This is a genomic window from Halostagnicola kamekurae (assembly GCF_900116205.1).
Lineage (GTDB): Archaea > Halobacteriota > Halobacteria > Halobacteriales > Natrialbaceae > Halostagnicola > Halostagnicola kamekurae.
Genome location: NZ_FOZS01000002.1, coordinates 514,049 through 533,479, shown reverse-complemented (window position 1 = coordinate 533,479; position 19,431 = coordinate 514,049). Strand labels below are relative to the sequence as shown.

22 protein-coding genes are annotated in these 19,431 nt (G+C 65.4%); 9 read left to right on the top strand and 13 right to left on the bottom strand.

Features of this window, described 5'->3' with window-relative positions; all coding sequences use genetic code 11:
• Positions 1-24 precede the first annotated feature (24 nt).
• From BM348_RS10485 to BM348_RS10470, 4 genes are all read left to right on the top strand, one after another.
• Complete coding sequence (locus BM348_RS10485) at positions 25-540, top strand: DUF7312 domain-containing protein (protein ID WP_092904678.1); 516 nt, start codon at positions 25-27, stop codon at positions 538-540.
• A gap of 43 nt (positions 541-583) precedes the next feature.
• On the top strand, positions 584-1,252 hold the full coding sequence (locus BM348_RS10480) for an NfeD family protein (RefSeq protein ID WP_092904676.1): 669 nt from the start codon (positions 584-586) through the stop codon (positions 1,250-1,252).
• Between the two features lie 68 nt (positions 1,253-1,320).
• The gene (locus BM348_RS10475; protein ID WP_092904674.1) at positions 1,321-2,505 is read left to right on the top strand and encodes an SPFH domain-containing protein; all 1,185 of its coding nucleotides are present in this window, start codon (positions 1,321-1,323) and stop codon (positions 2,503-2,505) included.
• A gap of 66 nt (positions 2,506-2,571) precedes the next feature.
• The gene (locus BM348_RS10470; protein WP_092904672.1) at positions 2,572-3,189 is read left to right on the top strand and encodes a winged helix-turn-helix transcriptional regulator; all 618 of its coding nucleotides are present in this window, start codon (positions 2,572-2,574) and stop codon (positions 3,187-3,189) included.
• Positions 3,190-3,253: 64 nt separating this feature from the next.
• On the opposite strand, the gene BM348_RS10465 is transcribed toward BM348_RS10470, so the two are convergent.
• The 3 genes from BM348_RS10465 to BM348_RS10455 all read right to left on the bottom strand — a co-directional run bounded on the left by BM348_RS10465 (position 3,254) and on the right by BM348_RS10455 (position 5,108).
• The gene (locus BM348_RS10465; RefSeq protein ID WP_092904668.1) at positions 3,254-3,919 is read right to left on the bottom strand and encodes an HAD family hydrolase; all 666 of its coding nucleotides are present in this window, start codon (positions 3,917-3,919) and stop codon (positions 3,254-3,256) included.
• A 231-nt stretch (positions 3,920-4,150) separates the two neighbouring features.
• Positions 4,151-4,384, bottom strand: a complete 234-nt coding sequence (locus BM348_RS10460; RefSeq protein ID WP_084568913.1) for a DUF7123 family protein — start codon at positions 4,382-4,384, stop codon at positions 4,151-4,153.
• Between the two features lie 187 nt (positions 4,385-4,571).
• Positions 4,572-5,108: a DUF84 family protein gene (locus BM348_RS10455; protein ID WP_092905532.1), complete on the bottom strand. Its 537-nt coding sequence runs from the start codon at positions 5,106-5,108 to the stop codon at positions 4,572-4,574.
• Positions 5,109-5,366: 258 nt separating this feature from the next.
• Between BM348_RS10455 and BM348_RS10450 the strand changes: the two genes are divergently transcribed.
• The gene (locus BM348_RS10450; protein ID WP_050050777.1) at positions 5,367-6,347 is read left to right on the top strand and encodes a transcription initiation factor IIB; all 981 of its coding nucleotides are present in this window, start codon (positions 5,367-5,369) and stop codon (positions 6,345-6,347) included.
• A 129-nt stretch (positions 6,348-6,476) separates the two neighbouring features.
• Positions 6,477-6,890, top strand: a complete 414-nt coding sequence (locus BM348_RS10445) for a DUF7575 domain-containing protein (RefSeq protein ID WP_092904666.1) — start codon at positions 6,477-6,479, stop codon at positions 6,888-6,890.
• A 41-nt stretch (positions 6,891-6,931) separates the two neighbouring features.
• Here BM348_RS10445 and BM348_RS10440 read toward each other — a convergent pair whose 3' ends face one another.
• Positions 6,932-8,110 (bottom strand): 3-dehydroquinate synthase II, encoded by a 1,179-nt coding sequence (locus tag BM348_RS10440; RefSeq protein ID WP_092904664.1) that lies wholly within the window; start codon positions 8,108-8,110, stop codon positions 6,932-6,934.
• A gap of 109 nt (positions 8,111-8,219) precedes the next feature.
• Between BM348_RS10440 and BM348_RS10435 the strand changes: the two genes are divergently transcribed.
• The gene (locus BM348_RS10435) at positions 8,220-8,888 is read left to right on the top strand and encodes an HAD family hydrolase (protein ID WP_092904662.1); all 669 of its coding nucleotides are present in this window, start codon (positions 8,220-8,222) and stop codon (positions 8,886-8,888) included.
• Positions 8,889-9,020: 132 nt separating this feature from the next.
• Here BM348_RS10435 and BM348_RS10430 read toward each other — a convergent pair whose 3' ends face one another.
• The 6 genes from BM348_RS10430 to trpC form a co-directional block, all read right to left on the bottom strand.
• Positions 9,021-9,701 carry a hypothetical protein gene (locus BM348_RS10430; RefSeq protein ID WP_092904660.1) on the bottom strand — a complete coding sequence of 227 codons (681 nt, stop codon included), beginning with the start codon at positions 9,699-9,701 and terminating at the stop codon, positions 9,021-9,023.
• A 67-nt stretch (positions 9,702-9,768) separates the two neighbouring features.
• On the bottom strand, positions 9,769-10,329 hold the full coding sequence (locus BM348_RS10425; protein ID WP_092904658.1) for a SprT-like domain-containing protein: 561 nt from the start codon (positions 10,327-10,329) through the stop codon (positions 9,769-9,771).
• A 106-nt stretch (positions 10,330-10,435) separates the two neighbouring features.
• On the bottom strand, positions 10,436-11,230 hold the full coding sequence (locus BM348_RS10420; RefSeq protein WP_092904656.1) for a 2-amino-3,7-dideoxy-D-threo-hept-6-ulosonate synthase: 795 nt from the start codon (positions 11,228-11,230) through the stop codon (positions 10,436-10,438).
• 24 nt (positions 11,231-11,254) lie between these two features.
• The gene (trpA, locus tag BM348_RS10415) at positions 11,255-12,148 is read right to left on the bottom strand and encodes a tryptophan synthase subunit alpha (RefSeq protein ID WP_092904654.1); all 894 of its coding nucleotides are present in this window, start codon (positions 12,146-12,148) and stop codon (positions 11,255-11,257) included.
• On the bottom strand, positions 12,148-13,446 hold the full coding sequence (trpB, locus tag BM348_RS10410) for a tryptophan synthase subunit beta (protein ID WP_092904652.1): 1,299 nt from the start codon (positions 13,444-13,446) through the stop codon (positions 12,148-12,150). The genes trpA and trpB overlap by 1 nt, the downstream gene beginning before the upstream one ends.
• Positions 13,443-14,261 carry an indole-3-glycerol phosphate synthase gene (trpC, locus tag BM348_RS10405; RefSeq protein WP_092904650.1) on the bottom strand — a complete coding sequence of 273 codons (819 nt, stop codon included), beginning with the start codon at positions 14,259-14,261 and terminating at the stop codon, positions 13,443-13,445. The genes trpB and trpC overlap by 4 nt, the downstream gene beginning before the upstream one ends.
• 94 nt (positions 14,262-14,355) lie before the next feature.
• Here trpC and BM348_RS10400 point away from each other — a divergent pair, with 94 nt between their 5' ends.
• A complete protein-coding gene (locus BM348_RS10400) occupies positions 14,356-14,826 on the top strand; it encodes an MGMT family protein (RefSeq protein ID WP_092904648.1) in 471 nt (156 codons plus the stop codon).
• Between the two features lie 31 nt (positions 14,827-14,857).
• Here BM348_RS10400 and BM348_RS10395 read toward each other — a convergent pair whose 3' ends face one another.
• The 3 genes from BM348_RS10395 to lonB form a co-directional block, all read right to left on the bottom strand.
• Positions 14,858-15,205: a hypothetical protein gene (locus tag BM348_RS10395; protein ID WP_092904646.1), complete on the bottom strand. Its 348-nt coding sequence runs from the start codon at positions 15,203-15,205 to the stop codon at positions 14,858-14,860.
• A 72-nt stretch (positions 15,206-15,277) separates the two neighbouring features.
• On the bottom strand, positions 15,278-16,360 hold the full coding sequence (locus tag BM348_RS10390) for a CPBP family glutamic-type intramembrane protease (protein ID WP_092904644.1): 1,083 nt from the start codon (positions 16,358-16,360) through the stop codon (positions 15,278-15,280).
• Positions 16,361-18,598, bottom strand: coding sequence for an ATP-dependent protease LonB (gene lonB, locus BM348_RS10385; protein ID WP_092904642.1), 2,238 nt, complete (start codon positions 18,596-18,598; stop codon positions 16,361-16,363).
• Positions 18,599-18,908: 310 nt separating this feature from the next.
• On the opposite strand from lonB, the gene BM348_RS10380 reads away from it, so the two are divergent.
• Positions 18,909-19,427 (top strand): nicotinamide-nucleotide adenylyltransferase, encoded by a 519-nt coding sequence (locus BM348_RS10380; RefSeq protein WP_050050803.1) that lies wholly within the window; start codon positions 18,909-18,911, stop codon positions 19,425-19,427.
• The last annotated feature ends 4 nt before the right edge of the window (positions 19,428-19,431 follow it).

Genomic DNA, 19,431 nt, shown 5'->3' with positions numbered 1-19,431 from the left:
ACGACGCGGCGTCTAGAGGGGAGTATGACCGAGGAGCCGTCCGACACCGATCCGGACGACCGCCCCGACCAGTCCCGTGACGACCGGACGCCGGACGGCGACGGATCCACCACCGACGCCGACCCGTTCGAGGACACGTTCGTCGTCAAGGAGACGAAAGCGGTCGACCCGTCCGACAGCGACGATGACGCTTCCGAACCGTCCGACCGCTCGAGCGGTCCGGGGGACGACGACCGAAGCGACGATGGACGCGACGAGGGCCAACGGATCGGCAGTCGGTATGACGACACACAGCAGGACGATGGCGGGCACGACGAGTGGGGACGCATCCCGATCGATCTCACTGACGATGACGACGGCGCGAGCGTCGAATCGACTGCTGGCGCCGAGGATACCGAGGACGACGAAGCGGTTCCGGAGCCGAGTTCGACGCCGATCGTCTCTGAGAGCCCGTCCCTCGAGGGGGCGGTGTTCGTCGCATTGGGCGCGATCGCGACGATTCTGGTGATGTTCCGTCTCGGTTCGATGCTGTTCGCGTGAGCGGCGGTAAACATTTAATCGGAGCGAGACCTTAGCAGGACGCATGGTGGAACCCCTCCTCAGTAATATTCCGCTGTTGTTGTTCACGGCGGGCCTCGTGTTGATGGTCCTCGAGGCGCTCTCTCCCGGCGCGCACCTCGTCGTCATCGGCGTCGCGCTGGCCGGTGCCGGACTCATCGGGTTGCTCGTTCCCGGCGGGCTCGACGTTCTCGTTCTCGCGGGACTCACGCTCGCGATCGGCGCGTTGGCGGCCTACGTCTACCGGGAGTTCGACTTCTACGGGGGCAAAGGCACCGCACAGACGAAAGACTCCTCGTCGCTCGCCGGATCGACCGGATACGCGACCGAGACGATCACGACCCGCGGCGGCGAGGTCAAACTCGAGGGCGGCGGGTTCACGCCGTTTTACAGCGCTCGGACGACCAGCGGCACCATCGAGGAGGGCGAGGAGATCATCGTGCTCGATCCCGGCGGCGGGAACGTGCTGACGGTCGAGGCCATCGGTTCGATCGAAGCGGACGAGATCGATCGCGCGCTCGCCCGCGAATCGGACGCCGATGGCTCGGACGACACTGGCACTGACACCGATTCGACCGCTATCGAAGCCGACGACACCGAAATAGCTGGGAGGGAGCCGGTCGACGAGACGACCGACGATACGACGGGCGACGACGATACCGACGACTCGATAACCGAAACCGAATCGAACTGACGCCGCGACCGGAGAAATGTCGATCGGACAAGGGAACGCTTTTTATCTCACCGACAAAAGCCCATGTTATGCTTCCGGAACTTATCCCGCTGCAGGGAGCAGCCACCGTCGGATTGGTAATCGGTGCCCTCGTTCTCGTGGTCGTAATCGCCTCGCTTCTGAGTGCAGTCGAGATCGTCGACGCGTACGAAAAACGCGCGCTGACTGTCTTCGGCGAGTACCGCAAACTCCTCGAGCCGGGTATCAACATCATCCCCCCGTTCGTCTCGCGGACCTACCGGTTCGATATGCGGACCCAGACGCTCGACGTCCCGCGACAGGAGGCGATCACGCGGGACAACTCGCCGGTGACCGCCGACGCCGTCGTCTACATCAAGGTCATGGACGCGAAGAAGGCCTTCCTCGAGGTCGACGACTACAAAAAGGCCGTCTCGAACCTCGCCCAGACCACCCTTCGGGCCGTCCTGGGTGACATGGAACTCGACGATACGTTGAACAAGCGCCAGGAGATCAACGCGAAGATCCGCAAGGAACTCGACGAGCCAACCGACGAGTGGGGGATCCGCGTCGAGAGCGTCGAAGTCCGCGAGGTCAACCCGTCCAAAGACGTCCAGCGCGCGATGGAACAGCAGACCTCCGCCGAGCGGAAACGCCGCGCCATGATCCTCGAGGCGCAGGGCGAACGCCGCAGCGCAGTCGAGAAAGCGGAAGGTGACAAGCAATCCGAGATCATCCGCGCGCAGGGTGAGAAACAGAGCCAGATCCTCGAAGCACAGGGTGACTCGATCTCGACCGTGCTCCGTGCTCGCTCGGCCGAATCGATGGGCGAACGCGCCGTCATCGACAAGGGGATGGACACCCTGACCGAGATCGGCCAAAGCGAGTCGACGACGTTCGTGTTACCCCAGGAACTCACCTCGATGGTCGGTCGGTACGGTAAACACCTCTCGGGAAGCGACGTCGAATCCGACGGCACCGAACTCGACAGCCTCGAGTTCGACGAGGAGACCCGCGAACTGATCGGCCTCGACGACATCGCCGAGATCATCGGCGAGATAGATCAGGAAGCCGAGATGGACCTAGAAGAGATGGAAAAACAGGCACAGGCGATCAAGGAAGGGAAAGACGCCGGAACGATCAGCGACCCGGACGACGTCATCGAGGAGATGGATCAGTCGTTCGAGGGCGGGGAGGGACAGACCCAGACTCAGACGGAGACCGAGTCCGAGACCAAGACGGAGACCGACTCCTAGCCCGCAGTGAACGACGCGGAGCGAAACGCGTTTTACCGTTCGGCCCGTTTCGAACTGTAGATTGTTATGACAGCACCCGAGGGTGTCGACGAGGAGAAGCGATCGACCCTGCGTCGATTCGCCGCCGTCGGCGCCGCCTCGCCGCTGGCCGGATTCTCGGACTCCGCGGACGCCGACACCGGCGAAAGCAAAACCCGCGACGCGATCGCTGGCTACCTCTCGACGACCCCCGGGGCGCACTTTTCGAAGATCCGCGACGACCTCCAGCTCGGGACCGGCGAGACCCAACACCACCTCAGACGGCTCGAGGAACGCGACGCCGTCGAACGCTACAGCGACGGCGACTACAAGCGATTCGTGCTCGCGGGTCGGTTCGACGAGTTCGAGAAGAACGCCCTCGGCTACCTGCGCCGGACGACCCCCCGCGGGATGTTGATCGAACTGCTTCGCGACCCGGACGCCGGCGCGGGCGATCTCGCCGACTCCCTCGAGGTTTCAGCGCCCACTGTGAGCAAGTACGCGGGTAAACTCGAGTCGGCGGGGCTCCTATCGCGCGAGGACGGCTACAGCGTCGAACGCCCTACGACGGTCCTGTTGTTGTTGATCCGACACGCCGATTCCTTCGGCGACCGGGCGACGGCGCTCGCGCGCGAGTCCGACGAACTGCTCACCTACGACGGTTGATCGTCCGACCGAGTTTGTCCACACCGGCGGGCCGCCTCGGGAAGGGCTGGACCGACTACCGAGATCAGTGCGAGTCGACAGTCTCGAGTAACTCGAGCAGTTCGGTAAGTGATTCGAGTTCGTACTCGGGCTCGGCGGGGAGGTCGACCGAGCGGTTGTGCGGGCGTCGAACGAACGCGGTCTCGAGCGACGCCTTCTGCCCGGCGACGACGTCGACGCCGGAGTCGCCGACGTAGAGGCCGCCGTCGACGCCGAGTCGGTCGAGCGTTTCCTCGAGGTAGGCGGGATTCGGTTTCCGTCGCTGGTAGCCGGCCATCGACGGGTCGCGCCCGCGGACGGTCTCGAACCCGAATTCGAAGTAATTGTCGACGAACTCCGCCGTCCTGTGGCGGTTGTTCGTCACAAGGGCGGTCGTCGTCCGCTCGGCGAGTTCGGACAGCGTCTCGGCGTCGTCGTAGACCGCTCGGTCGCCGGACCGAACCCGTTCGTGTGTGAGTTCGGACGCGCGGTCGTCTCGCAGTTTCCAGAATTCGTCGGCGTCGAACCCGTGTGCGGCCGCACGCTCCCTGATGCCGTCGGGGTCGAATTCTCGAAACGCCTCGCGCTCGTCGTCCGTCGGTTCAATTCCGAGTTCGGAGAGGGCGTAGTCGGTCGCGTCCGCGTAGACCTGCGGGTCGGTCCGCGGCCCCTCGAGAATGACGCCGTCCATGTCGAAGAGGATCGCCTGCATCGTCTCCGCTATCGGGCCGGCGAGTGAAGTGCCATTCGGAGTCGGAAACCGAAAGTTTCGCGCCGTAAGCAGCAGTTTCGCGAAGTAATATTCACGTTCGGTGACCGGAAGCGACCGGGAGACGACAGAGCGCTCGAGCGAAGCGACAGCACCCGATCGAAGCGGCTACGATTGGGATACCCGTCGATCGGCGCGAAGAACTCGAGTCGCGAACGCGGTGACGTCGACCGTTCAAACGTTCACTTTCCAGGTCGTACTCGAGGAGTAGCCCCACTTCTCGATGTCGACGTCGTACTCGCTGTTCTGGAGCGCGGTGATGTTCGAGCCGACCTCCTTGGCCGTCATCCCGAGTTCCTTGCCGATTAGTCGCGACTTGAAGTACGTCTTCGTTGCGGCGTTCTCGCGGAGGTACTGCAGGATCTGGCGCTGTTTGCTCGTGAGGTCGGAGGCCATTGCAGTGCTCATACCCGTGCGAACGGCCGCATCGACCTTAGGGGGTTTGGTACGTGCGGTTAATGAGCCGCAGTCGGGCGGTTTTCGGGGCCGGTAATGGATCGATACTCCAGTGGAAAGGGCTCGTTGGTACGGCCGGTTAATACATCCAAGCGGACGACACTCAGAAAACGCGACCGGTTGTCGAGGAAAACCGCGACTACCGGCGACCGACTCGACCGCCTTCGTAGTGTGTCGTGACGAACGGACCGAACGCACACGCGACCGCTTCGGAAAGCGCCCGCGCTCGAGACGTCAGACCGCCGGTGAGCGCGCCGGCGGCGCCCTCGGCTTCGGCGACGTTTTCCGTCCCGAGTCGATCGTCCATGATCGGACCGAGTTCCTCCCCGGCGTCGAGACGAGCGCCGACGGAGTCCGGAAGCCGAAGCGACGGGCCGCCGGCGACCTCGAGGCGCTCCCCGTCGGTGACGCAGGCCCACATGACGAGTCGCGCGCCGGGCGCGTACTCGAATCGTGTCGCGCCGCCCTCGAGGCCCACGCCGTAGTCCGCGTCGGTCTCCTCGAGCGCGCCTCGAGCGCGGTTTTTCGCGCCGGTGATGGTCTCCTCGACGGACGAGGGCTGTTCGCTCACGCCGGAGTCGACGGCGACGGGAACGACGTCCGCGTCGAACTCCGCGAGCGTTCGTTCGACGGCGCGTTGCTTGACAGGGTTCGTACTCCCGACGGCGACGTGCATACTCGAGAAGGGCGCGTGATCGTTGTGTACTTTACTCTCCGCGGGGCGAACCGAGCGGATCGTCGAGACGTCGTCGACGCGACGGCCGATCCTAATTTGAATGTTTTGATAATTCATACCACTTCCGACGAATTACCTGTTTTCGAGCGTTGTGAGCTACGGATTCCGAAACTCTTATCTCTCGAGTCTCAGAACGAGAAAGGTAACGAATCCGTCCGGCTTTTCCGTGTCGTTTCGCCGGGCCGTATCCGCCATCGTATGACCAACGCAACCTCAAACACGAGAGTACGTCGTAGCGAACAAGAAACAACCGAGGAGACGGACGAAGCCGAGCAGAGCACGCTCGACTGTCCGGAGTGTACGGGCAACCTCGTCGTCGACGACGAGCACGGCGAGACGGTCTGTGAGGACTGTGGCCTCGTCGTCGAGGAGGACTCGGTCGACCGCGGCCCCGAGTGGCGCGCGTTCGACGCCGCCGAGAAGAACAAGAAGTCCCGCGTCGGTGCGCCGACGACCAACACCATGCACGACAAGGGGCTGTCGACGAACATCGACTGGCGCAACAAAGACGCCTACGGCAACTCGCTGGGCTCCCGACAGCGAGAGAAGATGCAACGGCTTCGCAAGTGGAACGAACGGTTCCGGACCCGCGACTCCAAAGAACGCAACCTGAAGCAGGCGCTCGGCGAGATCGACCGAATGGCCTCGGCGCTCGGCCTGCCGACGAACGTCCGCGAGACGGCCTCAGTCATCTACCGGCGCGCGCTCAACGAGGACCTGCTCCCCGGTCGCTCGATCGAGGGCGTCTCGACGGCGTGTGTCTACGCTGCCGCGCGACAGGCGGGCGTCCCCCGGAGTCTCGACGAGATCGCGGACGTCAGCCGCGTCGAGAAAAACGAGATCGCACGCACCTACCGCTACGTCGTCCGCGAACTCGGCCTCGAGGTTCAGCCGGCCGATCCCGAAAGCTACGTGCCGCGGTTCGCCTCGGGCCTCGAGCTCTCGGACGAAGCCGAACACCGCGCGCGGAGTCTGCTCCAGAACGCCAAGGAGAAGGGCGTCCACTCGGGCAAGTCGCCGGTCGGTCTCGCCGCCGCCGCCGTCTACGCCGCCGCGCTGTTGACAAACGAGAAGACGACCCAGGCGGCCGTCAGCGACGTCGCCGACATCTCCGAAGTGACGATCCGAAACCGGTATCACGAACTGCTCGAGGCCGAGGAAACGCTCGGAACGGCCTGAGAGACGGTCCGAGGCAGCGTCGCTCTTTCTCGATCGGATCGTCGACACTCCGCGGACGGTCCAGGGACCGTCTGGTTGTAGGGAATCCGGTACGTTAAGTGGCCGTCCCACCGAGAACAACCCACAGCTATGACCTGGATCCGTGCGATATCCGCTGCGATCCTCTCGATTATTCTTCCCGGCGCGGGACACGTTTTACTCCGTGATTGGGCTCGCGCCCTCCTGTTCGGCGGGTTATTCACGCTTGGCGTCTACTTCTTCGTCCCGATGGAACTGCTCATGTCGGCCGAGTCGATGGCCGCCATGATGGAGACGATGGAAGCGGAGACGAGCATGGTCGATCAGTTCTTCCTGATGTTCATCGTGTTGTTCGCGACGGTCGATTCGACGTTTCGCGCGCTCGGACTCCCGCCGACCGGTTCCGGACAGAGCGACGAGCCGACCTGTCCGGCGTGTGGGAAGGAACTCGACGAGGACCTCTCGTTTTGTCACTGGTGTACGACGCGACTCGAGCGGCCCGAAGAAGACTCTGACATGCTCTGAAGGCGATTTCGATGTCGACAGGTACGCACCGCGCTGACCCGCTACTTCTCGATGATGCTCTCCTCGACGGCTTCGCCGAAGTGCCGGGCCGTATCCTCGTAGTACAGCAAGAGGTGATCGCCGGCCTCGAGATCCGTCACCGCCGTTCGGCCCTCCGCGGTCGGCACTTTGATCGTCTCCGCGTTCTGGAGTAGCGTCTCGATGTGGTCGCCGTCGTCGGTTTCGAGGGCGACCCGGAACATCGGTCGCTTTTCGATCTTGACGCGGCCGACGATCGCTTCGCGGGTGTTGCCCTCGAGGTCGACCAGTTGGACCTCGTCGCCGCTCTGGAGTTCCGAGAGGTACTTCGTCCCGCCGTCCGGCGTCCTGACGTAGGCGTGGACCGCGCCGGCGTTGACCCGGAACGGCCGCGAGGCGACGTACGGCGATTCGGCGGTTTCGGCGTGGACGAACACCAGCCCGCGGCTCATCGAGCCGACGAGCATCCCCTCGTCGTGCTCGAGTAGGCTGCCGGTATCGACGCAGACGCGATCCGCGCTGCCGATCTGTTCGATGTCGACGACCTCGGCGTACTCCAGATCGAGGTTCTCCCGCTCCGCCTCGTCGCGGACTTCGACGGTGCGGCGGATCTCGTCGGGGTCGTCCGAGTCAAGCAAGACGGCGTCCGCGCCGATCTCGAGCGTCTCGAAGGCGGTCTTGGCTTCGTCGGCGCTCGTGACGCCCGCGACGAGCGTCGTCTCCTCGCCGATCCTGGCGATCAGGTTCTCGAGCGGGATGATCGTCCAGTCCTCACCGGCGACGATGGTGTACTCGGCCTCGGTCGCAGCCGTCTCTGCGAACTCCTCGTAGTCCTTGCCGAGAATGCGCACGTACGATCCCCAGTCGACGTTTCCGTTCCGCCGGAGCGTCGAGAGGTCTGCCGATCCCGAGAAGTCGTTGGGGAGGTCGACGGTGCCGTCGCCCTCGCCTTCCTTGCCGACCACGACGGTGTCGGGCTTTGCGGTCGACGTCTCGTCCTCGGCGTCGTCGATGAGCGTCACGTCGCCGTCGGTGCGAAACGCCGCGACGTTGATGTCGCCGAGTTCGCGGACGCGTTCGACGTCGTCTTCGTCGACCAGTACCCAGTCGGCGCCCGCCTCGAGCGCGGTGGTGATCCGCTCGCGGCGGTCGTCCCAGTCGCCGACCGTGTCGTCGGCTTTGATCCAGACAGCTCTCGTCATAACTCGACCCTCGAAGGGAAGTGGCTTGAACGTGGCGGATTCGACAGTCGTCGCCGGAGTATCGATTCCGGCGAAAGGTTCAGGGTGTCGACGCCGCTAGACGAGATAGATGTCGTACGAGGCCATCTGTTTCGACCTCGATAGCACCCTCTGTGAGCCCATCGAGGATCGAGCGGCGCTGCTCGAGGCCACCTTCGAACGGGCCGGCGTCGAGCAGTTCTGTACCCCGGCCCAGCTACGCCACGCCTCGCGGGACCTCCCGACCGCAGACACCGACCGCGAGTTCTTCGAACACCTCTTCTCGAGAGCCGCCGAGCGGGCGGGAGTGGATCCAGCGGTCGCCCCGGATCTCGCCGAGGCCTCCATCGAGACGGTCGATCCCGCGCGGGTTCGCTTTCGCGACGGCGCTGAGACTGCACTCGAGCGCGCGGCCGAGCGCGGGCCCGTCGGACTGATCACGAACGGGGGCGAGCAGACGCAGACGAAAAAGCTCGAGGCGCTCGGACTTCTCGATGCGTTCGACGCCGAGGTGTTCGTCGACCCGACGAACGGCGTCCCGCCGAAACCGGACTCGACGCCGTTCGAACTGGCGCTGTCGGCGCTCGAGGTCGATCCCACGGAAACCATACACATCGGCGACAACCTCCACGCCGACGTCGCCGGCGCGAACGCGATGGGCATGGATTCGGCGTGGATCGATCTCGGCCACGGCACCGAACTCGAGCACCAGCCGACCTACCGGCTGACGTCGCTCGAGGAGTTCGACTCGATCGTCTGAACGCGGTCGTTCGGAGACCATACCGACGGATCCGGGAAAGGCACGTGCGCGTGTGAAAATTGGTCGGCAGCGACAGGTCTTGGATCTGCTTGGCGGCCGTCGGCGAGCGGTCTGGAACCCGCTTTGCGACCGTCAGCTCAGGTCCGGAACGTAGTCCCTGTTGACGACGACGCGGTTTTCCGGCCGGTCGCTCGCCCGCCTGATCTTCGTGAGCACGCTCGCGGCGGTCTCGATGTCGTCTGGGAGTTCGAACGGATCGTGCTCTTGCTCGGCCCGTTTGCGACACGTCTGAAAGAACGCCGCGAACGCCGACTCGGTTTCGACGGGGAGGTAGACGATCTCGACCGGCGAGGCGCCCTCGCGATCCGACGCACTGGCGTCCGTTCCGGTCGCGTCGTCCCCCGCATCTGAGTCGGCCGCCTCGGTGGCCTCGCTCGAGCCCGCTCCGTCGCCAGCGGGGTCGGCCTCGTCGACGAGTTCCAGCCAGCGCTCGAGCACCGGTTCGACCGTCTGTCGGGGCGCTTGCATCCGTTCGATCCACGCGTCCGCATCGATCGCCTCGCCCTCGAGGACGGACTCGAGCGACGCCGCGGGCGATTCCTCGTCATCGTCCGCGTAGGGCGTCTCGCGCTCTAGGTCGACCAGATCGGCGAATGCCTCGAGTTCGGCCCGACGGACCGGAACAGCGTAGGCGATCTCGTGACTGTCCGCTGAGACGGTGTAGGTCACGTCGTAGCGATCGCTCGTAAAGCGCGCCGGATCGCCGTCGGCGTCGTCGCCGTCCCGGCCGAGCATCAGATCGAGGACTCTCATACCGGAAGGAGACGAACGAGCAAATAAAGTCTTGTGAGAACGGTCGTCGCGTTCCTCGTCTGACCAGTCACCACTCCTCCTCGAGTGCGGCCTTCGCGCCGCCATACCCGCCCGCGGAGTCCCAGGTGCGCCCGCTCGCGACGTGTTCAACCTCGTAGTCGCCCCCGCAGTCACCACAGCGGTAGTTGTCCGGCGCTTTCACGGGGCTGGACGCGCGGTGGCGATGGGCCTCCCAGTCGCAGTCCGGAGCGAGACAGCGGATCACGTACCGCGGTTCGGCGAACGTTTCGCAGTGTCGCGGCGCGTCGAGTTCGGCGGCGCGGGCTCGAAACCGCTGACCGTGGCCCGATTCGCCGAACTGCTGGAACTCCCAGGCGTGGACGAGTTCGTGGCGCACGACGGCGGCGAACTCCTCCCAGTCGTAGCGCTCGTAGGCTCGCCGGGTGAGGGCGATCGTCGCAACCTCGCGCTCGCGGTCCCAGCGACAGGCCCCCGCGCGGCGGCGCGCTCGCGTCGAGACCTCCCACTCGACGCGTCCCAAGTCGACGGCGATATCGACATCTCTCGCGTGGATCCGCGCTCGAGCGAGCAACTCGTCGTCGATCGTCAACGCCTCGCCGTCGGTCACGGCCGGGGCAAACGAACGGGGGTACCGTAGTGATTTCGGTCCCGCCCGTTCGCCCGGCGAACGCGCCGCTGCTCGAGCGGAGAGACGGCCAAAACGGATTCGAGACTCAGGCCTCGAGCGCGAGCCCGGCGGTTTCTAAGGCCTCGTCGACCGAGAGATCGTCGTGAACGACCCCCGCGACGGCCGTCGCGATGGCCTCGGGGTCCTCGTGCTGGAAGATCGAGCGCCCCATCGAGATGCCCGCACCGCCCGCGTCCATCGCGCCCCGGACCATGCCGATCGTCTCTCGGTCTGTTCCCTTCGATCCGCCGGCGATGACGACCGGGAGCCGGGTCGACTCACAGACGTGTTCGAAGCTGTCGGCGTCGCCGCTGTAGCCGGTCTTGACGACGTCCGCACCGACCTCTTCGGCGAGTCGAACCGCGTGGCCGAGGGCCTCGGGATCCGCGCCGTCGACGTCCGGGCCGCGCGCGTAGGCCATCGCGAGGACGGGAATTCCGTAGCGTGCGGCCTCGGAAGTTACCTCCGAGAGTTGCGTTATCTGGTCGGGCTCGTGGTTCGATCCGACGTTGATGTGAAAGGAGACGGCGTCCGCGCCGACCCGAATCGCGTCTTCGACGGTGCCGGTGAGGCGTTTGTCGTTCGAATCCGGGCCGATAGAAGTAGAGGCGTTGAGATGGACGATGTATCCCTTCTCGTTTTTGTTCTCGTGGACGCGGGGGGCGATTCCCTTCTGTGTCAGGACGGCGTCCGCGCCGCCGCGTGTCACCGCGTCGATGGTCGATTCGATGTCTTTGAGGCCCGTCACCGGACCCAGTGTGATGCCGTGGTCCATCGGGACGATGACGTAGTTGCCGTCCGTCCCGATCCTGTCGAGTCGCGCGTCAGTTCCGGTAGTCATTGTGGTTCTGTAGCAAGCTTCGAGTTATGGATGTTCTGGTTCTGGCAGGCTTTCCGCGCCGCGGCGCGCGCCCGCCTTGAGTTCTCGAGCTTTCTCCTCGAGTCGAGCCGCGGTCTCCTCGACGGGGCGGTCGTCTTCGTGGCCCTCGGCGACGATGTCGACGAGCGCGCTCCCGACGATGATCCCGTCGGCACCGGCCGCGGCGATGCGTTCTGCGTGCTCGCCGGTCTTGATCCCGAACCCGACCGCCTTCGGGATCTCCCAGTCTGCGAGTCGCTCGAGGCTCTCGCCGGTCTGGTCGGAGACGTCGTCGCGCGCGCCGGTCGCGCCGAGTCGGGCCTGCACGTAGACGTATCCCGAGACGCGTTCCATCATCCGCTCGAGACGGTCGCCGCGGGTCGTCGGCGCGACGATGAAGATCAGGTCGAGTCCGAACTCGTCGCAGGCCTCCCGGAGCGGCCCGGCCTCCTCGGCGGGCAGGTCGGGAACGACGAATCCCTCGAGGCCGACCTCGGCGGCGCGTTCGACGAACGAGCGCGGGCCGTCGGAGGAGCCGTACTGATAGATCAGGTTGTAGTAGGTCATACAGACCAGCGGCACGTCGACGTCGAGCTCGGAGACGAACTCGAAGAAGCGGTCGGGCGTCATCCCGGCCTCGAGCGCGCGCGTCACCGCTCCCTGAATCGTCGGCCCTTCGGCCATCGGCTCCGAGAACGGCAGCCCGAGTTCGATCAGGTCCGCGCCGCCCCGGGCCAGCGCCTCGACGTACTCGAGGGAGGCCTCGTAGCTCGGGTCGCCGACGGCGAGGTACGGGACGAACGCCCTACCGCCGTCGAACGCCGTCGCGATGGCGTCCGCTCCGGTTCGAGAATCGCCGCTGCCGGACTCGCCGGTCGCGTCCGCGGAATCGTCTCCCATCAGATCCCACCTCCGGTTTCGAAGACGGACATGTCGGGGGCGCTCTCGAGGCCCCGCTTTTCGGTCTCCTCGATCACGGTCTCGAGATCCTTATCGCCCCGTCCGGAGACGTTGACGACGACGGTCTCGCCGAGGTCCCCGCCCGACTCGAACGCCTCGTGGAGATAGCCGAAGGCGTGGGAGGTCTCGAGGGCAGGGATGATCCCCTCGTCGGTCGAGAGCCGGTGGAACGCCTCGAGGGCCGCCGTATCGTCGACGGTGACCGGCGTCACGCGACCCTCGTCGACGAGGTGGGCGAGTTCGGGGCCGACGCCCGAGTAGTCGAGGCCGGCGCTCACGCTGTGGGACTCCATGATCTGTCCATCCGAATCCTGCAGGAGCGTCGTGCGCGCGCCGTGGAGGACGCCCTCGTCGCCGGTCGACAGCGTGGCGGAGTTGGGCGCGACGCCCGCCTCTTCGTCGACCTCGAGCGAGGAGCCGCCGGCCTCGACGGCGTAGAGGTCGACCGAGTCGTCCGGTACGAAGTGGTGGAACGCGCCCATCGTGTTCGAGCCGCCGCCGGCACACGAGACGACCGCATCCGGCAGGCCGCCGAGTTGCGATCTCGCCTGTTCGCGGGCTTCCTCGGAGATGACGGCCTGGAAGTCCCGAACCATCGCCGGGAACGGGTGCGGGCCGACGACGCTGCCGATCACGTAGTGGGTCCGCTCGACGGTTCGGGACCACTCGCGCATCGTCTCCGAGATCGCCTCCTTGAGCGTTCCGCGCCCGATGTCGACGGGATTGACTTCGGCTCCGTTGATGCGCATCCGAAAGACGTTCGGCCGCTGGCGGTTCACGTCGGTCCGGCCCATGTAGACCTCACAGGGCATGTCGAGGTGGGCCGCGGCCATCGCCGTCGCGGTGCCGTGCTGGCCCGCGCCGGTCTCGGCGATGACCCGCTCTTTGCCCATGTACTTCGCGAGCAGGACCTGCCCGAGCGCGTTGTTGAGTTTGTGCGCGCCGCCGTGGACCAGATCCTCCCGTTTGAGGTAGATCTCGCTGTCGTAGCGCTCGCTTAACCGATCGGCCCGGCCGAGCGGCGTCGGTCGGCCGCCGAAGTCCCGGATCCGGCGTTCGAACTCGTCCATGAAGCCGTCCTCGTTCTCGAGGACGTACCGCTCGTAGGCGTCCTCGAGTTCCTCGAGTGCGGGCATCAACGCCTCGGGGACGTACTGTCCACCGTAGCGGCCGAACTGGCCGTCGGCCGTCGTTCGATCCGCTCGTTCTCCCTCTCGTCCGCGTTCAGTTTCGCTCATGTTCGTGTCAGTCTCCGGGTGTTCTCCGCGATGTCGACCTCGCCCGCGTTCGCGTGATCCATGATCGCGCTGCCGATCAACAGCGCGTCGGCACCCGCCTCGCGCATCCGGCGGACGTCCGCCGGGTCCGAGACGCCGCTTTCTGCGATCAGCGTCACGTCCTCCGGAACCGCGGGCGCAACTTCTTCGAACGTGCCGAGATCGACCTCGAGTTTCGTCAGGTCGCGGTTGTTCACGCCGACGATCGATGCGTCGGCCTCGAGGGCCGCCTCGAGTTCCGCGGCGTCGTGGACCTCGACAAGCGGCTGAAAGCCGCGGTCGCGGGCCGCTTTGACCAGCGCCGACAGGTCGTCGACGAACCGCGCGATCAACAGGACGAGGTCGGCTTCGACCACGTCCATCTGTTCTTCTCGAAGGACGAAATCCTTCCGAAGCACGGGGACGTCGACGGCCTCGCGGACCCGCCGTAGCGACTCCGGCGACCCCTCGAAATGAGTCGGTTCGGTCAACACCGAAATCGCGCTCGCGCCGCCCTCGACCATCGCTTCGGCCAGTTCGACGGGGTCTTCCGCTCGTGTCCCGTCGCTGGTCGGACTCGTCGGCTTGACCTCGGCGATCACCGGCACTCGACCGTCGCGTTCGGCCCGCTCTATCGCGTCGGGCAGCGAACGCGCCTCGACGGAGATTCGACCGTCGCTGGCGGACGGTTGCCCGCCGGATGACCGCGTCCCGTCGTCGCCCTCGCCCCGGCCTCGCTCCCGGGCGGCCTCGAGGATGGACTGGACCGCGGGTGCGACGTCGCTTTCGGAGTTCATTATTGTACACCGACGTACTGATGTGTACATAAGGCTTGCGCCATTGCGCCGTGGCTGGCGAATATTCAAGTCCACCCCGCTACGAAGGGAACGTATGAAGGACGTCACTGACGCGGGGATCTACGCGCGCGAGTCGCCGTATCTCGAGCGATTCGTCCAGATTGGGGTCGCGAGCGGGCGCGTGTTGCGGGTCACGTTTCCGTCGACGCCCGACGAGGACGCCGAATCGGACCACCCGATACTCGAGGAGATCGACGCGTACCTCGACGGGCTCGAGGAACCGGACTTCTCGGACGTGACCGTCGCGCTCACCGTTCCGACCGACCAGCGCACGGTGTTAGAACAGGTCGAGACGATCCCCTACGGGGAGAGCATCGACGTGGCTGGACTCGCTCGAATGACTCCCGACCTCGATCCGGAAGAACAGGAAGATCTGACCCTCGTTCGAACCGCGCTGGCGGAGAACCCGGCTCCGATTCTCATCCCCGACCACCGGATCAGGGACGGTCCGAGCGCCGCGCCGCCGGACGTCGAACAGAAGCTTCGGTCACTCGAGAACCTGTAAGCGAGAGGGGACGAACCGAACCGAGCCGAACTTATTCCGGGCTCGCCTGCGGCGCATTCCACACCAGAAACAGGTAGAGTCCGATGCCGATCGTCACCAGCAGCGACGCGAGCAGGTTGAGTAGCTGTTCTCCCGAGAGCAACCAGCCGAACTGCGCGAGGCCGCCGGCGATCAGCGCCCCCGCGGCACCCGCAATCAGCCGCGAGTGGCTCGCCTGTCGCGCCAGAAGCGCGCCGATCCCGATCGCGATCGCGCCGAACACCACCTGTGCGGCGACGAGCGCCAGCGCAACGTTCCCGACCGATCCGACCACGAGCAACAGAAAGTAGAGCCCGACGCCGACCGCGACCGGCCGGGACGCGCCCTCGAGTTCCACCATGGCTCACTCGAGGGACGCCGCCGCCTTAGCTTTCGAGGGTTTCGTGGGGCTATCGCCGCGGGCGCGGAGCCGTCAGCCGCCGCGCTCGAGCACCGCGGCCCACTCGAAGTCGAGCCCCTCGTGGACGACGAACTCGAGTGCGTTGATCAGGTAGTGGGCGACGACGACGACAAGCAGGTTTCCGGTGAGGACGAACGCCGCCGCGAGCGCGAACCCCAGCGCGCCGGTCACGAGGATGCCGACCGACCCCTGCATGCCGTGACCGAGGCCGAAGGCGATCGAAGAGACGACGGCGAGCAGCCACGGCGAGATATCGAATCCCGCCTCGAAGACGCCGATCAGCGCTGCCCGGAAGAGCAACTCCTCGAAGACGGCGATGATCGGCAGGACGAACGCCAGGAGGGCGATCCAGTCGGCGATCGAATCCGGCCCCAGCATGTCCCGGAGGTCCTCGTCGTGCTCGAAGCCGACCCACGTCGAGACCGCCGCGGCGATCTCGTTTCCGACGTAGAGTGCGATTCCAAAGCCCGTACCGAGGGCGAGCCCGGCAAACAGCCACGAGCGAGAAATCTCGAGCCCGAGCGCCTCGAGCGGAATGTCGGTGTAGATAGCGGCTCCGACCAGCACGACCGCGAAGAGCCCCTGCGAGAGCGCGACGTTGGCCAGGAGCATTCCCGTCGACAGCTCCGACGGATCGGACGGCGTCGACTCCGTCGCGGGCGGCTCGCCTCTCGGTGACTCCGCTTGCGACGGTTCAGCGCGTTCCCGAGATGATTCAGCGCTTCCCCGCGACGACTCCGCATCTCCTCGAGATGCCTCCGAGCGTCGTCCGGCGGTGGGCCGGTCGTCAGCGCTCGAGGACGACCCGTCCTCGGTCCCGAGGGCGTTCGGCCTCGTGCGATCTTCGCCGGTATCGGTCAGCCGGTCGGCGGCGGTGCGATCGTCGTGGACGCCGCTCGAGGGCGTCTCGCGTTCGATCGGTTCGCCGACGAACTCCTCGCCGTCGTCGCTCGAGTCGGTCGAAAAGTCCGATCGATCGGTCGCTTCCGCGGAATCCGTCGTCTCCTCGAAGGCGGACTGCGTGAGGTGCGAAAGAATCAGCAACACGACGAGGACGGCGATCGTTCCGCCGGCGAACGCCGTCCAATTGGGCATCTATTGGGGATTCGGGTTCGAGCTGCCGGTCTGGGAGACCTGCGGATCGAACGCCGATTCGGTGATCTGCTTGAGGCGGTTGAGCAGCGAGTCCTTCTCGGGCTGGCCGATCAACGCGACCTCGAGCACTTCGCTGATGTTCGAGCACGGGATGATCTCGATCATGTCCTCGTACTCGTCTTCAATCATCACGTCCTGTTCGTTCGTCTCGGGGATGATGACCTTGTCACAGCCGGCTTTCGCGGCGGCCTCGATCTTGTGGGTCACGCCCCCGACCGGGAGGACGTCACCGCGGACCGAGAGCGACCCGGTCATCGCAACGGTCTGGTCGACCGGGATGTCCTCCAGAGCGGAGATGACGGCCGTCGCCACCGTGATGGAGGCGGAGTCGCCGTCGACGCCCTGCTGGCCGGCCTGGACGAACTGGATGTGAACGTCCTTCTCCGAGAGGTTGACGTCGGAGAACTTCTTGATGATCGCCGAGACGTTCTGGACCGATTCCTCGGCCATCTCCTTCAACTGGCCGGTCGCGATGACCTGTCCCGGCCCCTGGGCCGGCGCGATTTCGGCCATGACGGGGAGCATGATACCCGAATCCTGGCCCATAACCGCGAGGCCGTTGACGCGGCCTTCGACGCCGTCTTCGGTGACCTGCAGTTCGTAGTCCTTGCGCCGTTCGATGTAGTCGTCGGCGAGTTGCTGTTCGATCGAGCGCGAGCGGTCTTTGGCCTGCAGGACGTCCTCGCGGTTGGTGAACTCGCGGTCGTCCGCACGGGCGATGTCACCCGCGACGCGGACGAGGCCGCCGAGTTCTCGCATGAGCAAGGAGAGGTGGTCCTTGCGACCCGCGCGGCGTTTGGCCTCGAGGATGACCTCTTTTGCGGCTTCACGGTTGAAGTGCGGAAGCCGGCCGTCGCGTTCGATCTCCTGGGCGATGAATCGGACGTACTTGCGACGCATTTCGGGCGTCTCCTCGATGGTGTCGTCCATGTAGACCTCGTATCCGTACCCCTTGATACGGGACCGGAGCGCTGGGTGCATGTTCTCCATCGCGTCCATGTTCCCTGCGGCGACCATGACGAAGTCACAGGGGACGGGTTCGGTCTGGACCATCGCGCCCGAGGAGCGCTCGGACTGGCCGGTGATCGCGAACTCGCCCTCCTGGATCGCCGTCATCAGCTTCTGCTGGGTCCGGACGTCGAGGGTGTTGATCTCGTCGACGAACAGCACGCCCTTGTTCGACTTGTGGATCCCGCCGGGTTCCACGCGGTCGTGGCTCGGGGTCTCCATGCCGCCGGACTGGAACGGGTCGTGGCGAACGTCGCCCAGCAGCGCGCCGGCGTGAGCGCCCGTCGCGTCCTCGAACGGAGCGGTTCGCTGGTCGCTGTTGTCGACGATCATGTTCGGCACCATCGCGTCCGTGCCGCGGGAGGTGTACCTGAAGAACAGCCAGATGACCACGGCCGCGATGATCCCGAGCAGGGGACTCGCGCCGGAGAGGATCGTGTACCCGATGACGATCGCGATGATGATCCACATCAGGATCGACCGCATCTGGTTGCGCTTTCGGGCTTCTTCCTTGTGCGCGTCGATGATCTGTTCGCCCTTTCCGGCCGGCACCGTCCGGACCTTCGGCTCGTTGCCGTCGTCGGGGTTGTGATAGACGAGAACGTCCTGGAGATCCTCTCGAGGCAGCAACTGACTCATCGCCTTCGCCAGCATGGACTTGCCGGTCCCGGGCGAGCCGATCATCATCACGTGCCGGCGCTGTTTGGCCGCCTTGATGATGATGTCCCGCGCTTCGTCCTGCCCGATCACCTGATCGACCAGTCGATCGGGAACCTCGATGTCGGCGGTCGACTCGATCTGGAGCCCGCCGAGCAGGTCGTCCTCCGCGATCGATTCGTCGATCTCGACGCCGGGGTCGACGTCGACCGAGCTCCCGAGGTCTTCGACGGTCTCGATGTCGTCTTCCTCGTCGGTCTGTGTCCCGTCGCCATCCTCGCCGAAGCCGCCGCTCCCGTCGCCGGGCCCGCTCTGATCGGAGCGATCGCCTCGGTTTTCGTCGTTTGTGTTGATTCCCCCACCCGTCGAATCGCTGGTGTCGCGAACGTCCGCGGGGTCCCCGTCGGGATCGTCGCCGCTCCCCTCGAGCGACTCGCCCGCTCCCTGATCGTCCGCCGTCGGCGGTTGCAGGGGTTCTTCGGGAGGGTCGTCAACATTCGTGTCGTTACTCATAGAATGCTATTCAGTACCTGTTTCGAAGGGATTGGCACTGATATACTTTCTCCATACGGTAGCTGGCACAGTCGGTACCGAGACGCGCTCTCCCCGCCGTTTTCTCGAGAAGAGTCCACCCCAGAAAGCGGTCTCGAGAGGTGGCGCTGTCAGATCCGTCCTCACCCACCGTGCGAACTCGACGATGGGCGCGCGTCGTCGGCGACGACTCACTCTCCCGACGGCGACTCAAACTCTCCCGACGACCCACACTCGAGGGGAAATCGTCGAAACTCGCCACGCTTAAGCACGGCGGTCTGGCACTATGGGTATGACTCGGGGGTTCTACATCGGCCGGTTCCAGCCGTTTCACAACGGCCACTACAATATGGTCGAACGGATCGCGGAGGACGTCGACGAACTCGTTCTCGGGATCGGAAGCGCCGGCGACTCGCACTCGACGCGGAACCCGTTCACCGCGGGCGAGCGCATCATGATGATCACGAAGTCCCTCGTCGAGTTCGACCTCGTGACCTACGCGGTGCCGATCGAGGACCTAGAGCGCAACTCCGTCTGGGTGAGCCACGTCCAGAGCATGAGTCCGGACTTCGACATCGCCTACTCGAACAACCCGCTCGTAATCCAGCTCTTTCGCGAGGCGGGCGTCGACGTCCGCCAGTCGCCGATGTTCAACCGGGACGTCCTCGAGGGGACCGAACTGCGCGAGCGGATGATCGCAGACGAGAACTGGGAGCGACTGGTTCCCGACCCCGTCGTCGACGTCGTCGAGGAGGCCAACGGGATCGAACGGCTTCAGATGGTAAACGACTCCGATTCGAACGGCCAGTAGACGG

Excerpts from the sequence above, each read along its gene's own strand:
- BM348_RS10485 (WP_092904678.1), top strand. The coding sequence starts at position 25 with ATGACCGAGGAGCCGTCCGACACCGATCCGGACGACCGCCCCGACCAG.
- BM348_RS10480 (WP_092904676.1), top strand. The coding sequence starts at position 584 with ATGGTGGAACCCCTCCTCAGTAATATTCCGCTGTTGTTGTTCACGGCG.
- BM348_RS10475 (WP_092904674.1), top strand. The coding sequence starts at position 1,321 with ATGCTTCCGGAACTTATCCCGCTGCAGGGAGCAGCCACCGTCGGATTG.
- BM348_RS10470 (WP_092904672.1), top strand. The coding sequence starts at position 2,572 with ATGACAGCACCCGAGGGTGTCGACGAGGAGAAGCGATCGACCCTGCGT.
- BM348_RS10465 (WP_092904668.1), bottom strand. The coding sequence starts at position 3,919 with ATGCAGGCGATCCTCTTCGACATGGACGGCGTCATTCTCGAGGGGCCG.
- BM348_RS10460 (WP_084568913.1), bottom strand. The coding sequence starts at position 4,384 with ATGAGCACTGCAATGGCCTCCGACCTCACGAGCAAACAGCGCCAGATC.
- BM348_RS10455 (WP_092905532.1), bottom strand. The coding sequence starts at position 5,108 with ATGCACGTCGCCGTCGGGAGTACGAACCCTGTCAAGCAACGCGCCGTC.
- BM348_RS10450 (WP_050050777.1), top strand. The coding sequence starts at position 5,367 with ATGACCAACGCAACCTCAAACACGAGAGTACGTCGTAGCGAACAAGAA.
- BM348_RS10445 (WP_092904666.1), top strand. The coding sequence starts at position 6,477 with ATGACCTGGATCCGTGCGATATCCGCTGCGATCCTCTCGATTATTCTT.
- BM348_RS10440 (WP_092904664.1), bottom strand. The coding sequence starts at position 8,110 with ATGACGAGAGCTGTCTGGATCAAAGCCGACGACACGGTCGGCGACTGG.
- BM348_RS10435 (WP_092904662.1), top strand. The coding sequence starts at position 8,220 with ATGTCGTACGAGGCCATCTGTTTCGACCTCGATAGCACCCTCTGTGAG.
- BM348_RS10430 (WP_092904660.1), bottom strand. The coding sequence starts at position 9,701 with ATGAGAGTCCTCGATCTGATGCTCGGCCGGGACGGCGACGACGCCGAC.
- BM348_RS10420 (WP_092904656.1), bottom strand. The coding sequence starts at position 11,230 with ATGACTACCGGAACTGACGCGCGACTCGACAGGATCGGGACGGACGGC.
- trpA (WP_092904654.1), bottom strand. The coding sequence starts at position 12,148 with ATGGGAGACGATTCCGCGGACGCGACCGGCGAGTCCGGCAGCGGCGAT.
- trpB (WP_092904652.1), bottom strand. The coding sequence starts at position 13,446 with ATGAGCGAAACTGAACGCGGACGAGAGGGAGAACGAGCGGATCGAACG.
- trpC (WP_092904650.1), bottom strand. The coding sequence starts at position 14,261 with ATGAACTCCGAAAGCGACGTCGCACCCGCGGTCCAGTCCATCCTCGAG.
- BM348_RS10400 (WP_092904648.1), top strand. The coding sequence starts at position 14,356 with ATGAAGGACGTCACTGACGCGGGGATCTACGCGCGCGAGTCGCCGTAT.
- BM348_RS10395 (WP_092904646.1), bottom strand. The coding sequence starts at position 15,205 with ATGGTGGAACTCGAGGGCGCGTCCCGGCCGGTCGCGGTCGGCGTCGGG.
- BM348_RS10390 (WP_092904644.1), bottom strand. The coding sequence starts at position 16,360 with ATGCCCAATTGGACGGCGTTCGCCGGCGGAACGATCGCCGTCCTCGTC.
- lonB (WP_092904642.1), bottom strand. The coding sequence starts at position 18,598 with ATGAGTAACGACACGAATGTTGACGACCCTCCCGAAGAACCCCTGCAA.
- BM348_RS10380 (WP_050050803.1), top strand. The coding sequence starts at position 18,909 with ATGACTCGGGGGTTCTACATCGGCCGGTTCCAGCCGTTTCACAACGGC.